The following is a 15,997-nucleotide window of genomic DNA, read 5'->3' as shown; positions in this document are numbered from 1 at the left end:
TCAGCCCGTGGACGAGGCCACGGGAGACGAGGTGGCTGAGGGAGTGGCCAAGGGGGTGACGGACGGCGTGATCGCGGGCACGGCCGGGGCCGGTTCGAACGCGGTCGCGCCGCTGCCGATCCCGTAGGCGCCCGACTGCCCGCCGAGCTGCTCGCGGAGCGCGTCGACCACGACGATCCGCCCCGAGGGGAGGTCGAGGGTGTCGACGCTGGAGACCTGGGAGGTCTCCTCGCCCGAGTCGAGCAGCGCGGCGATGACGCCGCCGGTCGCCGAGGCGGCGGTGGTGCCGGTCATGACGGTACCGAGCCCGGCCTTGTCGAGGGCGCCGGACACCGAGACGATCGCCCCGTTCATCGTCTCGGCCGTCTCGCCCTCGTAGGGCAGCGCGGGCGCGACCACGATCGCCAGGGTCGCCCGGTCGGCCGGTTCGCCGGAGACCGCGATGAACCCGCCCTCCTGGAAGGCCGACAACACGGTCGAGGCGGCCGTGTTGACGGTGCCCGCCTGCGGCCGCATGTTCGTCACGAGCGCGGCGGCCAGGACGGTGCCCGCCTTGTCGTAGGGCGTGGCCCCCTCGGGGAAGGCCGCCCCCGCCGGGGCGAGCTGGGCCGCCAGCCCGTCGACGACCCCGGCCTGCTCGGGCTCCAGGAAGCCGTCGGTGAGCGACACCCGGCCCGTGTAGGTCGCGCCGGCCAGCTCCAGCACCTCGCGCAGCGGGTCGCGCAGGGCCGTGGGCGCGCCCGGCGCCTCGACGACCACGACCCGCTCGCCGGCCAGGTCGCGCTCGACCAGTTCGGCGGTGGCGGAGGCGACGAAGGTGTTGTTGCCGTCTTCGCGGGCCTGCTGCGCGGCCATCTCGGCCCGCAGGGTCAGGTTCTCCTTCTTCAACGTCTCGGCGGTCACCTGCGTCGACTCGATGATCGGATCCTGGATGACGGTGCTGCCGAGCACGATGCCCACGGTCAGCGCCAGGAAGATCGCCACGATGGAGACGAGGTGATAGCGAAAATCGATCACGAGAAGAGTCCGACCACCCAGAAGATGAAGCCGTTCCAGACGTCCTGCGCCCCGTCGAGCCAGATCTTGCCGACCGGCGAGACGAACAGCACCACGCCGATCGTCACGATGGTGGTGGCCACCAGGAGAAGCAGCGACGCCGCGGAGATGCGGCTGCGATAGAGCCTGCTGACGCCCTTGGCGTCGATGAGCTTGCTGCCCAGCCGGAGCCGGGTGAGGAAGGTGCTGGCCATGCCCGACCGCCCCTTGTCGAGGAACTCGACGAGCGTGGCGTGGGTGCCGACCGCGACGATGAGCGAGGCGCCCTTCTCGTCGGCCAGCAACATGGCGATGTCCTCGCTGGTGGCGGCGGCCGGGAAGACGACGGCGTCGCGCCCCAGCTTGCGCACCCGGTCGAGCCCGGGGGCCCGCCCGTCGGGATAGGCGTGGACGACCAGCTCGGCGCCGCCGCTCAGCGCCTCGTCGGACACCGAGTCGAAGTCGCCGACGATGATGTCGGGCCGGTAGCCCGCTTCCAGCAGCGCGTCGGCGCCGCCGTCGACCCCGATCATGACCGGCCGGTATTCGCGGATGTAGGGCCGCAGCGCGGCGATGTCTTCCTTGTAGTGGTAACCGCGGACCACGATCAGGGCGTGCCGCCCGTCGAGCCTGGTGCGGACGTCGGGCACGCCGACACCGTCGATGAGCAGGTCGCGCTCGCGGCGGACGTACTCCATGGTGTTGACGGTGAACGCCTCGATCTGGACCGACAACCCCGCGCGGGCCTCGACCATCGCGGCCTCGACCGACTCGGCGGTCATCACCTCGCCCTTGCCGGCGATCTCCTCGTCGACGTAGACGACGCCCTCGGAGATCCGGACCGTGTCGCCGTCGCGGACCTTCTCGAACAGTTCGGGCGTCGCGTTGTCGACCAGGGTCACCCCGGCTTCGAGCAGGATCTGCGGCCCCAGGTTGGGGTAACGGCCGGAGACGCTCGCCGCGACGTTGACCACCACGGCCACGCCACACGCGACGAGGGCCTCCGCGCTGACCCGGTCGATGTCGACGTGATCGATGATCGCGACTTCCCCCGGGCGAAGGCGTTTGGTGAGCCTCTTGGTGCGCCGGTCGATGCGCGCCGTCGCAGTCACCCCGGGAAGGACACTGACCTTCCGGCGGCGGAGGCCTGGAACCCTGACGCTCGAGACCTTCATCGGGACCATCCTGCCAGAGGCGACGACCATGAAGGCCCGACACCCCGGCACCCGCCAGCTTTGTCGCCACCCTGCCCTCATGCCGCCGTCCCCCATGTCGCCATCCGGCCTCGTCCGGGCACGATGCCCACCTCTGCCCAGAACACGAACCGATGTCACCCGTCGCGGGAAGCGTTTCCCGACGACGGCCGCACGCCCCCGCACGACCGCCACCCGTGGTGACTCCAGCCTGACCGACTTTCACGAGATTCGCTGACAAGTTTCCGATATGTGACTAAGCCGCCGCTGAGCTGCTCTTTCATTTCCGTTACGGCTCCGCCCACCCCGGCGCCGCCCGCCGTCGCCCCATCGCGCCGCATCCGGCGCCCAGCACCCGCTCAGGCCACCCGCCGCGACGACGGAAAGAGCGGCCACGGGCCGCGCGTCAGCCGGCCGACTTCGCGGCCGCCGCCGTGGCCAGCAGCTCCTCCGCGTGGGCGCGGCCGAGCTCGGAGTCCTCCATGCCGGCCAGCATGCGGGCGAGCTCGCGCTTGCGGGCCTCGCGGTCGAGGGTGACCACGCCGCTGCGGACCACGCTGCCGTCGCTGTCCTTCTCGACCACGAGATGCTGGTCGGCGAAGGCGGCCACCTGGGGCAGGTGGGTGACCACGATGACCTGGGCGGTGCGGGCCAGCTTGGCCAGCCGCCGCCCGATCTCCACGGCCGCCTTGCCGCCGACGCCCGCGTCGACCTCGTCGAAGACGAACGTCGGCACCGGGTCGGCGCCCGCGAACACGACCTCGATGGCCAGCATGACGCGGCTGAGCTCGCCCCCCGACGCGCCCTTGTTCAGCGGCAGCGGCGGGGACGCCGGATGGGGGGCCATGCGCAGCTCGACCTCGTCGACCCCCGCCGGGCCGAAGTCGCCGCTCGACTCGATCACGACGGCGACCCGGGCGTGGGGCATGGCCAGCGCGGTCAGCTCCTCGGTCACCGCGACCGCGAAGCGTTCGGCGGCGGCCTCGCGGATGCGGGTCAGCTCACCGGCCAGCTCGCCGAGCCGCGCGGTCAGCTCCTCGTGTTCGCGGGTCAGCTCGCCGATGCGGTCGTCGTCGCCGTCGAGCTCGCCGACGCGGACCGCCGCCCGTTCGGCCCAGGCCAGCACCTCGGCGACGTCGGCGCCGTATTTGCGGGTCAGCCCGTTGAGCAGGGAGCGGCGTTCGTGGACGATCGACAGGCGCTGGGGGTCGGCCTCGACCGACTCGGCGTAGGCGGCCAGCTCGGTCGCCACGTCGTTGAGCAGGTAACCGGCCTCGGCCAGCCGCTCGGCGAGACCGGCGAGGGCGGGGTCGTAGTCGCGGGCCGACTCGACGGCCGAGCGCGCCTGCCCGATGAGCGACACCGCGTCGGGCGCCGCCTCGGGCCCCGACATCGGGTCGCCCAGCAGCGCGGTGTGGGCGGTCGTCGCGGCCGTGCGGAGGGTGTCGGCGTGGGTGAGGCGCTCGGCCTCCTCCTTCAGCTCGACGTCTTCGCCGGCCACGGGGGCGACCTTCTCGATCTCCTCCAGGCCGAACCGCAGCACGTCGGCCTCCTGCGCGCGTTCGCGCGCCCGGCCGGTCAGCTCGGCGAGCAGGTCACCGACCTGCTTGTGGCGCTTGTAGGTCTGCTCGTAGGCGCGCAGCGGCTTGACCAGCTCGTCTCCGGCGTAGCGGTCGAGCGCGGCGCGCTGGCGGCCCGGCTGGAGCAGCCGCTGCTGGTCCATCTGCCCGTGGACGGCCACCAGGTCGTCGGCCAGGAACGTCAGCGTGCCGACCGGGACGGTGCGCCCGCCGAGCCAGGCCCGCGACCGGCCCTCGGAGGAGACGGTGCGGGAGATGATGAGCTCGCCGCCGTCGACCTCGCCGCCGATGTCGAACACCTGCTGGGCGGCCCGGCCGGCCGGGTCGACGATGAGCGTGCCCTCGACGGTCGCCTTGTCGGCCCCCGGCCGGACCCGCGCGGGATCGGCCCGGCCGCCGAACAGCAGCCCCAGGCCGGTCACCACCATGGTCTTGCCGGCGCCCGTCTCACCCGTGACAACGGTGAAACCGGGTGACAACTCGAGGACGGCCTCGTCGATGACACCCAGTCCCTGGATGCGGACCTCCTCGACCCTCGGCCGCACTGGTCCCTCCCGTTCAACGTCGATGTCGCAAGCGATCCTACGCGCAACTCGCCAAGATTTTCGAGTCGCTCAGAGCTCAGGCGGGCCTGGCGCGCCCGCGCCATCCCTCCACCGGAAGGCCGAACTTGGCGACCAACCGGTCGGTGAACGGGACGCCCGTGGAGTCGACGCCGAGCATGCGCGCGAGGCGTACGGCATGGGTGCCCTTGCGGACCTCCACCCGCGCGCCCGGCGGCAGATCGAAGCGGCGGCGGCCGTCGCACCACAACACGCCCGCGTGGGTCGTCGACAACAACTCGATCGCGATCGAGCTGGTCGGAGCCACCACGAGAGGCCGCGCGAACAGCGCGTGGGCGCTGTTCGGGACCACCAGCAGCGCCTCGACCTGAGGCCACACGACGGGCCCTCCGGCGGAGAAGGCGTAGGCGGTCGACCCGGTCGACGTGGCGCAGATGACGCCGTCGCAGCCCCAGCGGGACAGCGGATGCCCGTCGATCTCCGCCACGACCTCCAGCATGCGGTCGCGCTTCTCCACCGACGCCTCGTTGAGCGCCCACGTGCGCGCCAGCACGCTGCCGTTGCGGACGGTCACGTCGAGGGTCATGCGCTCCTCGACCTCGAACCGCCCGTCGACGACCCGGTCGACGACGACGTGGAGGTCCTCCACCTCGGCCTCGGCGAGGAAGCCGACGTGCCCGAGGTTGACGCCCAGCAGCGGCACGCCCGTGGGCCGGGAGATCTCGGCGGCGCGCAGGAGCGTTCCGTCGCCGCCCAGGACGACGATGATCTCGGCGCCGAAGGCGGCCCGTTCGTCGGCCGGGACGACCTCGACGCCCGTCCGGGCCACCTCGTCGGCCTCGTCGGCCAGGACGCGGACCGTCAGCCCCTCTTTGAGCAGCCGGTCGATGACCAGCCGGGCGCTCTCGACCGCGGCGTCACGCCCGGTGTGTGTGGTGATCAGGACCGATCGGCTGTCGCTCATCGGGGCCCCTCCTCGACGGCACGGGCGACGGCGGCGGCGACGTCGCCGACCGCGTCGTGACCAGGCCCCTTCCCGAGCCTGATCAGGTATTCCACATTGCCCGAAGGTCCCGGCAGCGGACTGGCCGTCACTCCCTTGACCGTGAGCCCGAGCCGCCCCGCCGCCGCCGCGGCGTCGCGCACCGCCTCGGCCCGCAGCTCCGGGTCGCGGACGACCCCTCCGGCGCCCACCCGGTCCTTCCCCACCTCGAACTGGGGCTTGACCAGCATCACCAGTTCCCCGCCCTCGGCCAGGCACGCGGTCAGCGCGGGCAGCACCAGCCGCAGCGAGATGAACGACAGGTCGCCGACGACGAGCGTGGGCGGTTCCCCGACCATCTCGGGGGTGAGGTCGCGGACGTTCACCCGCTCCATCACGGTGACACGCTCGTCGGTCCGCAGCGACCAGGCGAGCTGCCCGTAGCCGACGTCGACCGCCAGCACGTGGGCGGCCCCCCGCCGCAGCAGCACGTCGGTGAACCCGCCGGTCGACGCGCCCGCGTCGAGGCAGCGCCGCCCCGTGACGTCGAGGTCGGCGAAGACGTCGAGGGCGCCGATGAGCTTGTGCGCCCCCCGGGAGACGTAGTCGGGCCCGTCGGGGGCCTCGGCGACCACGATCGGGGCGGCGGTGTCGACCTGCGTGGCCGCCTTGGAAGCGGGCCGGCCACCGATGGTGACCCGGCCCGCCTCGATGAGCTGGGCGGCCTGCTCCCGCGAGCGGGCCAGCTTGCGCCGCACCAGCTCGCTGTCGAGACGGCGGCGCTGACTCAACGGTCACCTCTGGCGAGGGACGTGGTGGCGGACCTGGTGGGGGGATTATCGATCACGGGCGGTCGTCCACAGCGGCAAGGGTCTCCTCCAACGTGCCGAGCACCTGCTCGTACACCTCGACATGAGCCGCCACCGGCACCTCCGCGAGCCGGTCGACGGCGGCACGGACCGCCGCCTCGGGATCGGCCTCGGCGCCGGGCGGTCGGGTGCCGGCCGGGGCAACGGCCGGCACCACATTGATTGTCGGGGTCGCCATGACGTCCGCCGGCGAACCGGCATCCGCGGACACAGCGGCCTGCACCGGCACGACGGCTTCCCCACCGCCGGCCGAGTTCATCTCGGTCATGCGCCCCCTCCGGTGTCAGATACGCGGCCCTTGCCCGAAACGCCTCACGAGGCACCCGATACAAGGCTTCCGAACACGGGCCTCAGACGCTCCGCCGCCTCGACGGTAGCGGACCGGGCCGACGACGTCGCCCGTCGCCCACCCGTCGCGCGGCGGCGCTACGACTTCTTGCCGGCCTTCTTGCCCGCCTTCTTGGCAAGCGCCTTCTTCGCGGCCTTCTTCCCGCCCTTACCGGGCGCGGTCGTGGCCGACAACTTAGCCGCCACGACGGTCCCCGCGTGCGAGGCCGCTCCCAGCGCCTTGGCCGCCCGCGCCGACCCGGTGGCCTTGGCCACACGGGAGGCCGCGGTCGCCGGCGTGCGGGCGGTCCCGACGGCGTGCGCCATGCGCGCGGCCATCTTCTCGGCCCGCGCGACGCGGGTGGACCCGGTGGCCTTGACGATCCGCGCGGCGGCCTTCTCGGCCTTGGCGATCCGGTTCCCGGCGACAGCGGACCGGGCCGAGGCGGACGTGCCGGACGCCTTACGAGCGGCCGGGGCCTTGCGCACCGCACCCGCCGAGGCGGACCGGGAGACCGACGCCTTCCGCGCCGAACCCGAGGCCGCGGAACGAACCGCGACGGACCCCGACGCCTTCCGCGCCGCCGTGGCGGCAGTCGAACGCGAAGCCGACGCCTTGCGCGCGGAACCGCCCGAAGCCGAAGCCGACGCCCTGCGCGCCGACACTGCCGACGCCTTGGCCGAACCCGCGGCCCGAGAGGCGGACGCCCGGCGAACCGAACCCGCGGCGGACGCGGCCGCACGAGACGAGGCCCGGCGAACCGAACCCGTGGCCGACGTGCCCGCACGAGACGAGGCCCGGCGAACCGAACCCGCCGCCGACGTACCCGCACGAGACGACGACGCCCTGCGCGCGGACGCGGACCCCGACGCCGTCCGCGACGACGCCGCGGCGCCGTTGAGGGCGGCCGCCGACCGCGACGAGACGGTGCGAGCGGTCGCGGCCTTGCGCGCCGTCGTGACCCCGCGCGCGGCCGTGATCCCGCGCGCCGTCGTGGCCTTGCGTGCCGTGCCGGAACGAGCCGCCGTCGTCTTGCGGGCCGAAGTCCCCGAAGCGGCCGCCCTGGCCGTCCGCTTGGCCGCCGACGCCTTGGTGGCGGACTTCGTGGCGGACTTCGTGGCGGTCGTCGAGGCGGGCTTCCCCGTGATGGCCGAGATGGTCCGCTCGGCCTTGGCCGCGATCCCGGTCACCCGGGCCGACACCCCCCGGGACGTCCGCGCCGAGGCCGCCTTCGCCCGGGTGGCCGTCCGCGACCGCGCCCCGTTGGCCCGGCCGGCCGGTTTCAGACGTCCCTGCAGTTCACGGACCTGCGACCGCAGCCGGTCGACCTCGTCCTTGCGCGCGAGGTCGAACACCCCGAGCACCTGGTCGGTCCCCGACCGGACGATCTCCTGGATCCCCTTCGACGACCGCGCCGTCCGGGACGAGCGGGACGACGACCGAGACGACGACCGCCGCGACTTGGCGGACCGCGACGAGTCCGTGTCGAGCATGTCGATGACGGCGGCCCGAGCGTTGCTCGTGGCCGTCTCGGTGAGCGACGTGGCCATCTGTACGATGCCACGCAGCGTGTGGAACACCATGCGAACCCCCTTGTCATCTGACACGCCCCCACGTGTCAGATTTCGCGTAGTACTCAGGTTGAACGCTACCGTCCGTTGGTAGATGGGCATTTGACCGGTCCTGGCTTAAGGGGGATGACGCATGGCGACGATCGAAGAATGCCGTGCCGCATTGGACAAATTGGGCGAGCAGTTCCACGAGATCAGCGACGAGGACCGTGCCAAACATGTCGTCGAGCGCCGGCTCCAATGCCGCATCTCCGACCTGAACGTCACCTTCTACGGCCGCATTCACCGCGAAGGCCTCGACCCCTTCACCGAGAACCCCCCGACCGACGGCCGCCCCGCAGAAGTGAAACTCACGTTGGGCAGCGAAGACCTCATCGCCCTCGTCAACGGCGAACTCGACATGGCCAGGGCCCTTTTCGGCGGCAGGGTCAAAATCGACGCGAGCCTCGGCGACCTCCTCCGCCTCCGCCGCCTTCTCTGAACCCCCCGCATTCCCTCCGCCGCGGAACCGACGACGCGACGCCAAGACAGATCTGGTGGCCGAACCCGCGCGGCCCCGTCCACGCCGCTCCTTCGCCGCCTTCAGCCCCGCCGCCCCCGCGACAAGGCACTCGAATCCCCGGCCCATCAAGCCCGCGAAAGCCGCTTCCATTCACTTCCGCCCACACATTCTGAGCAGAGGTTTGAAGTTCAGAGACGGGTAAGCGGCCAGCCGCACGGCAGCCACGTGTGGCCGCCGCGCGAACTCGATGTGTCGTGAACCGAATCCCGGCCCGAGCGCCCCCTCCAATACGGCCGCCATTCCGAACCTCGAAAAGACGCGGCGACACGTCCAGCGCCGCGAAGCGTCATGAACCGAGAACTCGGCCGCCGGATCGACGACCCGCCGTAAGAGTCGCCCACGCCCTCAGCCGGGATGCAAGCCGTTTCCCGGGCACGACCGGAGCTCTAGCCGAACGCCCGGAGCGCCGGCTTGACGGCATCCTCCTCCGCTCGCCCGTCTCCCACACCGGCCCACGTGGCGGCACAAGCCGCCCGCAGGGCGTCGATCGACTCCCCGCTCCCGGTCAGCCGCAGCCGCCCGCCCTCCCAGGAGGCCGTCCAGCCACCGCACTCCCACCCGTCGTGAGTGGAGCGCGCCGAAGCGGCGGGCTGGTGCAGCCCGGACAGATCCGCCGACACGTGGGTGGGCCGGTGGACCGGCTCGGCCGTCAGCAGGTCGAGCGGCGTGGCCACCCCGGTCAGCACCAGCAGGCTGTCGACCCCGGCCCGGTTGGCGCCTTCGATGTCGGTGTCGAGGCGATCGCCCACGATCAGCGGCCGCTGCGCCTCGGTGCGGATCATCGACTCCCGGTGCAGCGGCGGCTCCGGCTTGCCCGCCACCACCGGGCTCACCCCCGTGGCGTTCGCGATCACCTTGAGCATCGACCCGTTCCCGGGCAGTTCGCCCCGGTCGGTCGGCATCGTGCTGTCGTGGTTGGCCCCCACGAACCAGGCCCCGCCCCGCACCGCCAGCGTCCCCTCGCTGAGCAGCCCGTAGGAGAGCCCGTCCCAGATTCCCTGGACGACCGCCGCCGGACCTTCCAGCGCGGTCGTCACCGGCCGCAGCCCGTGGGCGCGCAGGGCCGACCGCAACCCCATCCCGCCGACGACGAGCACGGCGGACCCCGCGGGCACGTGTTCGGCCACCAGCCGGGCGGCGGCCTGGGCGGAGGTCACCACGTCGTCGGGGGACGCGGGCACCCCCAGGTGGGTGAGGTGTTCGGCGATGGCCGCCGGGGTCCGGGAGGCGTTGTTCGTGACGTAGGCCAGGCGTACGCCCTGCTCCCGGGCGAGGGCCAGCGCCTCGGGTGCGCCGGGGACGGCGTGCCGTCCCAGGTAGACCACACCGTCGAGGTCGAGGAGCAGGGTGTCGTACGCGTCGAGCAGGTGGTTCACGCGCGCCTCGCGCGCAGGGTCGCCCGGATCTGGGTGAGGGCCGAGACGTAGTGTCGTTCGTCGGGACGCATCGCGACAGCGACGGCCAGGGGTTCCTGGGCGCCTTCGATGTCGCCGGTTCGCCAAAGTGCCATACCGAGACCGTAGTAGGCGTAGTCTTCGGCCGGGTTCGCGTCCACGATCCAGCGGAAGCTGGTGGCCGCATCCTCGTATCGGCGCGAGTTGAACTGGGCGCGGGCCAGGCCCTCGCGAATGCTCCGGGAATCGGGTTCGGCGTCGGCCGCACGCTCCAGGAGCGCCGCGGCGGCAGCGGGGCTGCCCTCCTGGAGGAGCTTCATGCCGCGCTGGTACCACTCGTATACGTCGCCCGACGGGCTGCCGGACGTATCGCCCACTCCATTCTGATCATGCCGTGTCACGCAATGGCCTCCTGCTTCCGATTTCGGTTCCAACCGGGCACCGCGGCAGTGGGGAGTCCGGGCCTTTATGGCAGCATGCCCGATATGGAGAGATCTGAACGGGCGGGACTGGTGCTGCGCCCGTTCCGCGGCGTGCGATACACGGCCGACGATCTGAGCGCCGTGACGTCGCCGCCCTACGACCTCATCTCCCCCGCCGAGGCCCGGCGGCTGGCTGACGCCCATCCGAACAACGTGGTCCGCCTGATCCTTCCCGGCCCCGGCCACTACGCCGAGGCCCGCGACACCCTGGCCGCGTGGCTCAGCGAGGGGATCCTGGCCGCCGACGAGGAACCCGCTCTCTACGTGTACGAACAGAGCGGCCCCGCATTCGTCCAGCGCGGCCTGATCGGCGCCGTGGGGGTCGGCTCCGACGCCGTCCTCCCGCACGAGAACGTCATGCCCGGCCCGGTGGCCGACCGCCTGGCGCTCATGCGCACCACCGAGGCCAACCTCGAACCCATCTTCCTCCTCTACATCGGCGGCGGCCCCGCCACCGCCCTCGTCGAGGAGACGGCCGCCACGAGAACCCCTCTGGTGGACGTCAACCTGAGCGAGCACACCCGGCACCGCCTGTGGGCGATCACCGACCCCGTCGCCCTCGGCAAGATCGCCGACGACCTGGCCGGCCACCGCGCCATGATCGCCGACGGCCACCACCGCTACGCCACCTACCGCGAACTCCGGGCCGAACACGACGAACCCGGCCCCTGGGACGGCGGCCTCGCCTACCTGGTCGACTCGACGGCGTACCCACCGGATCTGAAGGCGATCCACCGCGTCGTCCCCGGCCTCCCCCTCAGCGAAGCGGTCGCCCGCGCCAAGGGCGCCTGGCAGGTCACCGACCACCCCCACCTGGACGAGGCCCTCGCCGCCCTGGCCGCCGCGGAATCCCCCGCCTACGTCATCACCGCCGGTCAAGCGGCCCACCTCCTGACCAACCCCGATCCCCTCCAACTGAACCTGGCCATGCCGAAAGACCACTCGGCCCGCTGGCGCTCCCTCGACACCGCCGTCCTGAACGAGTTCCTGCTCCCCAAGGTCTGGGGCATCGAGGACGACGAGCAGAACGTCCAGATCGTGCACCACGACCACACCGCCGCCGCCCGCCAGGCCCGGCAGTCAGACGGCACCGCGGTCCTGATGCGCCCGCTCGACGCGGCCGACGTCTTCGCCGTGGCCGAAGAGGGCGAACGAGTGCCCAGAAAGTCGACCTCGTTCAGCCCGAAACCCGCCACCGGCCTGGTCCTGAGGACCTTCGCCACCGGCTGACCACGTCACGGCAACCCCTCGGGGGGCGGATCGCCCGCGTTCGCACGATGGGCCAGCCGCACGGAGCGGGCCTCGACCTCGAAGGCGCTGCCGCCCCGCCACCAGCGGCGGCGGAGCGCCCCCTGGACCTCGACCACGTCGTCGACGGTCAGCCCCGTCAGGGACGCGCGGACGACGGGGTCGTAGGTCACGCACTCGATGGCGTCGGCCCGGCCCTTCTGATGGTCGGGCATGGGCCGCCGGACGGCCAGCCGCCACTGGATCAACTGGGCGCCGCTGGGCAGCAGGCGGGACTCCGGCGCCTTGGACAGACGGCCGACCAGAATGACCTCGTTGTGGTGGGCAGGGACGCTCACCACTTGATCAACAGACATGTGATCCCCTTCTCTCGGGAACCACTGTCGGTGACTATGCTGCTGCACCGGCCATTCGAGTGCCGTTCTGTGAGAACCCGTTCTCGCTCTGAGGTGAGCTGTGGAAAACGTGACCCCGCTCGGCGGAGACGTGTACGAAATCGACACGAGGCTGGCCGGATATGCCGGAATCACCGCCGGATATCTGATCCTCGGTGACCGACCATGCCTGGTGGAGACGGGCACGTCGACCTCGGCGCCGGTCGTGCGCGACGCGCTGGCCTCATTGGGTGTCGGCGCCGGCGATCTCGCGACGGTCGTCGTGACGCACATCCATCTCGACCACGCGGGCGGAGTGGGCGACATTTCGGCGATGTTCCCGGCGGCGGAGATCGTCGTACACGAGAAAGGGGCCCGGCACCTGGCCGATCCGTCCCGGCTCATGTCCAGCGCCCGGATGGTCTGGGGTGACCGGCTCGACACCCTCTTCGGGATGCTGAAGCCGACCGACGCGGCCCGGATCCGCGCACTGGGCGACACCGGGGCCATCGATCTGGGCAACGGCAGGCGGCTGACCAGCCATTACTCGCCCGGACACGCCAAGCACCACGTCGGGCTGGTCGACTCGCTGACGGGCGATCTGTACGTCGGCGACGCCGCCGGGGTGTACATCCCGGACACCGGGGACGTCCGGCCGTCCACGCCTCCGCCGGATTTCGACCTCGAGACCGCGTTGGCGTCGATCGCCCTCTTCGAGGCGCTCGGGCCGCAGCGGCTGCTGTTCAGCCACTACGGCCCGGTCGACGAGGTCGGCTCGATTCTGGAGCGATCCGCCGAGGAACTACTGATCTGGGTCGATCTGGCCAAGCAGGCCAAGGGCGAGCAACTCGACCTCGACCACGCCGTGGCGATGGTCGACCAGCGCACCCGTGACCGCTACGCCCGGCCCGCGCCCGGCGACGAAGCCGCTGAGCACATCGAGATGCTCAGCGGCACCGAGCCGAACCTGGCGGGGATCATGCACTGGCTCGACCGCCCGGAGACTTGATCAGGCCTCCGGCTTGTCCGCCGGTCCGTCGAGGACGTCGCCGTAGTCGGGTTCGATGAACGCCGGACCGAACCCGGCCTCCTCGGCGGGCTTGTCCGCCTCGGCCTTGGCCGGGGCAGCGGCTCGCTTCTCAGCAGGCTTGTCGGCCTCCGCATTCGCCGATGCGGCGGTTCGCTTCTCAGCGGGCTCGTCGGCCTCGGCCTTCACCGGGGCAGCGGCTCGCTTCTCTGCGGGCTCGTCATCGAGGTCCTCGTCGTCGAGGTCGTCGTCATCGAAGTCGTCGTCGAAGTCGTCGTCCTCGTCTTCGTCCTCGTCAGAGTCTTCCTCGTCGGAGTCGTCCTCGTTCGAGGCGTTCTCCGCAGGCTCGTCGTCGAGGTCGTCATCGTCCGAGGCGAAGTCGTCGTCGAAGTCGCCCTCGTCCTCCTCGATGTCCTCGATCACCGCGCCGGTGAGTTCGGCGTAGCGCTCGGCGGCGTCGGTCTCGCCGTCCTCGTCGAAGGAGGCGGCGCGGCCGAACCAGTCGGCGGCGGCGCTCACGTGGCCGGCCGCCGCGAGGGCGTCGGCGTAGGCGAAGGCCAGCCGGGCCGACCAGTCGCGGGGCTGCGGGTCGCGCAGCTCCGGCAGGCGCTGGAGGGTCACGACCGCCGCGTCGAGCTGGCCCAGGTCGCGCCGGGCGCCCGACTCGACGATGGCCAGTTCGATCTTGCCGGACCGGTCGAGCTTCTCGGCCTCCTTCGACTTGACCAGGTCGAGCGCACGCTCCGGCCGTCCCATGCCCCGCTCGCAGTCGGCCATGATCGGAAGGAACGCCTCCGATCCGGTCATCCGCCGGGCGGCCCGCAGGTCGCTGAGCGCCTCGGCGTACTGTCCCGCGTGGTAGGCGGCGATGCCCACCGCCTCCCGGACCACGCCGATGCGTCCGGCGAACCGGCGCGCGACCTTGGCGTGCTCGTAGGCCTTCTCGGCGTCCTCCGCCGCCAGGGCACGCGTCGCCGCGACCAGGTGCTTGGCCACCAGCTCGGCCAGGTCGCCCGGCAGCGACTTCAGCTCGCCACGGGCCTCGCGGTCGAGCTCGTCCGCGGTGATGTCCGCCTCCAGCTCGGGCAGCACCTCCCGCTCACGCTGCGGCTCCTCCTCCCGCCCATAGCGGGTACGGCTGCCGCCACGGTCGTCACCGAACGACCGCTGCGGCCGGTCACCACGGTCCTCGAAGCCACGGCGCGGCCCGTCGTCCCGGTCACCGGAAGGCCGGCGGTCCCGGTCCTGGAAGGGCCGCTGGGGCCGGTCACCGCGATCCTGGAACGACCGCTGGGGCCGGTCACCGCGATCCTGGAACGACCGCTGGGGCCGGTCACCGCGATCCTGGAACGACCGCTGGGGCCGGTCACCGCGATCCTGGAACGACCGCTGCGGACGGTCGCCACCCCGGAAACGATCCCGGTCGCCGTAAGCAGGCCGCTCATCACGGCTCTGCGGGCCCCGCCGGTCGTCGCGGTCCTGGAACGACCGCTGGGGCCGGTCGTCCCGATTCTGGTACGACCTCTGCGGACGGTCGTCGCCGAACGAGCGACGCGGCCGGTCGTCGCGGTCTCCGTAGGAGCGCTGGGGACGGTCGTCCCGGTTCTGGAACGGCCGGGACTGCCGGTCGTCACGATCGCCGTAGGACCGCTGCGGCCGGTCACCGCGATCCTGGAAGGAACGCTGCGGACGGTCTCCCCGGTCCTGGAAGCCACGACGGTCATCGCGGTCCTGGTAGGGCCGCTGCGGACGGTCGCCGCGATCACCGAAGGAACGCTGGGGCCGGTCACCGCGATCCTGGTATGACCTCTGCGGGCGGTCGCCCCGGTCCTGGAAGGGACGCTGAGGGCGGTCACCACGGTCACCGAACGAGCGCTGGGGCCGGTCGTCCCGGTCGCCGAAGGGCCGCTGAGGCCGGTCACCACGATCGCCGAAAGAACGCTGCGGGCGATCACCGCGATCGCCGAAGGGCCGCTGAGGCCGGTCACCACGATCGTTGAAAGGCCGCTGGGGACGATCACCACGGTCACCGAAAGAACGCTGGGGACGATCACCGCGATCGTTGAAAGGCCGCTGAGGCCGGTCACCACGATCGCCGAAAGACCGCTGAGGCCGGTCACCACGATCGCCGAAAGAACGCTGCGGACGGTCACCACGATCGTTGAAAGACCGCTGGGGACGATCACCACGGTCACCGAAAGAACGCTGCGGACGGTCACCACGGTCGCCGCGGTCGCTGAAGGGGCGCTGGGGACGGTCGTCGCGGTTCTGGAAGCCCCGCCGGTCGTCGCGGTCGCCGTAGGAACGCTGGGGGCGGTCGTCGCGGTCGCCGGACGATCGCGGGGGGCGGGAGTCGCGCACTCCGTAGCGGCCGCCGAAGCCGCCGCCGCGAGCCTCGTCGCGGTCGCGGTAGCCACCGCGGCTGTTCGCGCGGAAGGGGCGGTTGCCCCGGTCGTTCGGGCCGTCTACCTGGCCACCTCTGCCGCCGGCACCGCCGCGGCCATACCCGTCGCCGTCCTGGCCACCGGCCGGTCGGTCGTTTCGCTCATCGCCACGGCCCGCGCCGTCACGCCCGTCTTCTCTGTTCACTTTGATCCTCTGTTGCTCCACCGCGTACGGATCTACGTCTCTGGCTGCGAGGCGGGTGCGCGGTATGGGCACTGTTAGGGTCGCGTATTCCTCTGACGCGACGAAGGCCACCCGTTCGTCAGGGTGGCCCGGCTATGCCAGCCTAGCAAGTCTTCGCAGGTGATGCGGACCTGCCCGAAAATGACGAAAGCCCGACCAGT

16 protein-coding genes are annotated in these 15,997 nt (G+C 71.9%); 5 read left to right on the top strand and 11 right to left on the bottom strand.

What is annotated here, in order from left to right:
- The 7 genes from AW273_RS12770 to AW273_RS12740 all read right to left on the bottom strand — a co-directional run bounded on the left by AW273_RS12770 (position 1) and on the right by AW273_RS12740 (position 7,038).
- Positions 1-1,017 carry a copper transporter gene (locus tag AW273_RS12770; protein WP_062348514.1) on the bottom strand — a complete coding sequence of 339 codons (1,017 nt, stop codon included), beginning with the start codon at positions 1,015-1,017 and terminating at the stop codon, positions 1-3.
- A complete protein-coding gene (steA, locus tag AW273_RS12765) occupies positions 1,014-2,219 on the bottom strand; it encodes a putative cytokinetic ring protein SteA (protein WP_439648627.1) in 1,206 nt (401 codons plus the stop codon). The genes AW273_RS12770 and steA overlap by 4 nt, the downstream gene beginning before the upstream one ends.
- Before the next feature lie 415 nt (positions 2,220-2,634).
- Positions 2,635-4,353: a DNA repair protein RecN gene (gene recN / locus AW273_RS12760; protein WP_062348512.1), complete on the bottom strand. Its 1,719-nt coding sequence runs from the start codon at positions 4,351-4,353 to the stop codon at positions 2,635-2,637.
- 76 nt (positions 4,354-4,429) lie between these two features.
- Positions 4,430-5,335, bottom strand: coding sequence for an NAD kinase (locus AW273_RS12755; protein WP_062348511.1), 906 nt, complete (start codon positions 5,333-5,335; stop codon positions 4,430-4,432).
- On the bottom strand, positions 5,332-6,144 hold the full coding sequence (locus AW273_RS12750; protein WP_062348510.1) for a TlyA family RNA methyltransferase: 813 nt from the start codon (positions 6,142-6,144) through the stop codon (positions 5,332-5,334). The genes AW273_RS12755 and AW273_RS12750 overlap by 4 nt, the downstream gene beginning before the upstream one ends.
- A 52-nt stretch (positions 6,145-6,196) precedes the next feature.
- Positions 6,197-6,490, bottom strand: coding sequence for a hypothetical protein (locus tag AW273_RS12745; protein ID WP_062348509.1), 294 nt, complete (start codon positions 6,488-6,490; stop codon positions 6,197-6,199).
- Between the two features lie 158 nt (positions 6,491-6,648).
- Positions 6,649-7,038 (bottom strand): hypothetical protein, encoded by a 390-nt coding sequence (locus tag AW273_RS12740; RefSeq protein ID WP_062348508.1) that lies wholly within the window; start codon positions 7,036-7,038, stop codon positions 6,649-6,651.
- On the opposite strand from AW273_RS12740, the gene AW273_RS12735 reads away from it, so the two are divergent.
- Positions 7,031-8,215 (top strand): hypothetical protein, encoded by a 1,185-nt coding sequence (locus AW273_RS12735; protein WP_062348507.1) that lies wholly within the window; start codon positions 7,031-7,033, stop codon positions 8,213-8,215. The two genes, AW273_RS12740 and AW273_RS12735, sit on opposite strands and share 8 nt — an antisense overlap.
- A 39-nt stretch (positions 8,216-8,254) precedes the next feature.
- A complete protein-coding gene (locus tag AW273_RS12730; protein WP_062348506.1) occupies positions 8,255-8,602 on the top strand; it encodes an SCP2 sterol-binding domain-containing protein in 348 nt (115 codons plus the stop codon).
- Between the two features lie 467 nt (positions 8,603-9,069).
- Here AW273_RS12730 and AW273_RS12725 read toward each other — a convergent pair whose 3' ends face one another.
- Together AW273_RS12725 and AW273_RS12720 are read right to left on the bottom strand one after the other, a co-directional pair.
- Positions 9,070-10,059: an HAD-IIA family hydrolase gene (locus tag AW273_RS12725; RefSeq protein WP_062348505.1), complete on the bottom strand. Its 990-nt coding sequence runs from the start codon at positions 10,057-10,059 to the stop codon at positions 9,070-9,072.
- Positions 10,056-10,454, bottom strand: a complete 399-nt coding sequence (locus AW273_RS12720; protein WP_369409039.1) for a tetratricopeptide repeat protein — start codon at positions 10,452-10,454, stop codon at positions 10,056-10,058. Before AW273_RS12720 ends, AW273_RS12725 begins: the two co-directional genes overlap by 4 nt.
- 108 nt (positions 10,455-10,562) lie before the next feature.
- Between AW273_RS12720 and AW273_RS12715 the strand changes: the two genes are divergently transcribed.
- Complete coding sequence (locus AW273_RS12715; RefSeq protein WP_232327354.1) at positions 10,563-11,789, top strand: DUF1015 family protein; 1,227 nt, start codon at positions 10,563-10,565, stop codon at positions 11,787-11,789.
- A 5-nt stretch (positions 11,790-11,794) separates the two neighbouring features.
- Here AW273_RS12715 and AW273_RS12710 read toward each other — a convergent pair whose 3' ends face one another.
- Positions 11,795-12,163: a single-stranded DNA-binding protein gene (locus AW273_RS12710; protein WP_063909941.1), complete on the bottom strand. Its 369-nt coding sequence runs from the start codon at positions 12,161-12,163 to the stop codon at positions 11,795-11,797.
- A gap of 100 nt (positions 12,164-12,263) precedes the next feature.
- Here AW273_RS12710 and AW273_RS12705 point away from each other — a divergent pair, with 100 nt between their 5' ends.
- Positions 12,264-13,190 carry an MBL fold metallo-hydrolase gene (locus tag AW273_RS12705; RefSeq protein WP_062348501.1) on the top strand — a complete coding sequence of 309 codons (927 nt, stop codon included), beginning with the start codon at positions 12,264-12,266 and terminating at the stop codon, positions 13,188-13,190.
- Here the strand turns inward: AW273_RS12705 and AW273_RS12700 are convergent, their stop codons facing one another.
- Positions 13,191-14,300, bottom strand: a complete 1,110-nt coding sequence (locus AW273_RS12700) for a hypothetical protein (RefSeq protein ID WP_232327352.1) — start codon at positions 14,298-14,300, stop codon at positions 13,191-13,193.
- On the opposite strand from AW273_RS12700, the gene AW273_RS37165 reads away from it, so the two are divergent.
- Positions 14,193-15,014, top strand: a complete 822-nt coding sequence (locus tag AW273_RS37165; protein ID WP_157555751.1) for a hypothetical protein — start codon at positions 14,193-14,195, stop codon at positions 15,012-15,014. The two genes, AW273_RS12700 and AW273_RS37165, sit on opposite strands and share 108 nt — an antisense overlap.
- The last annotated feature ends 983 nt before the right edge of the window (positions 15,015-15,997 follow it).

Source organism: Herbidospora yilanensis, assembly GCF_001570565.1.
Lineage (GTDB): Bacteria > Actinomycetota > Actinomycetes > Streptosporangiales > Streptosporangiaceae > Herbidospora > Herbidospora yilanensis.
This window is presented reverse-complemented; position numbering and strand designations above follow the sequence as displayed.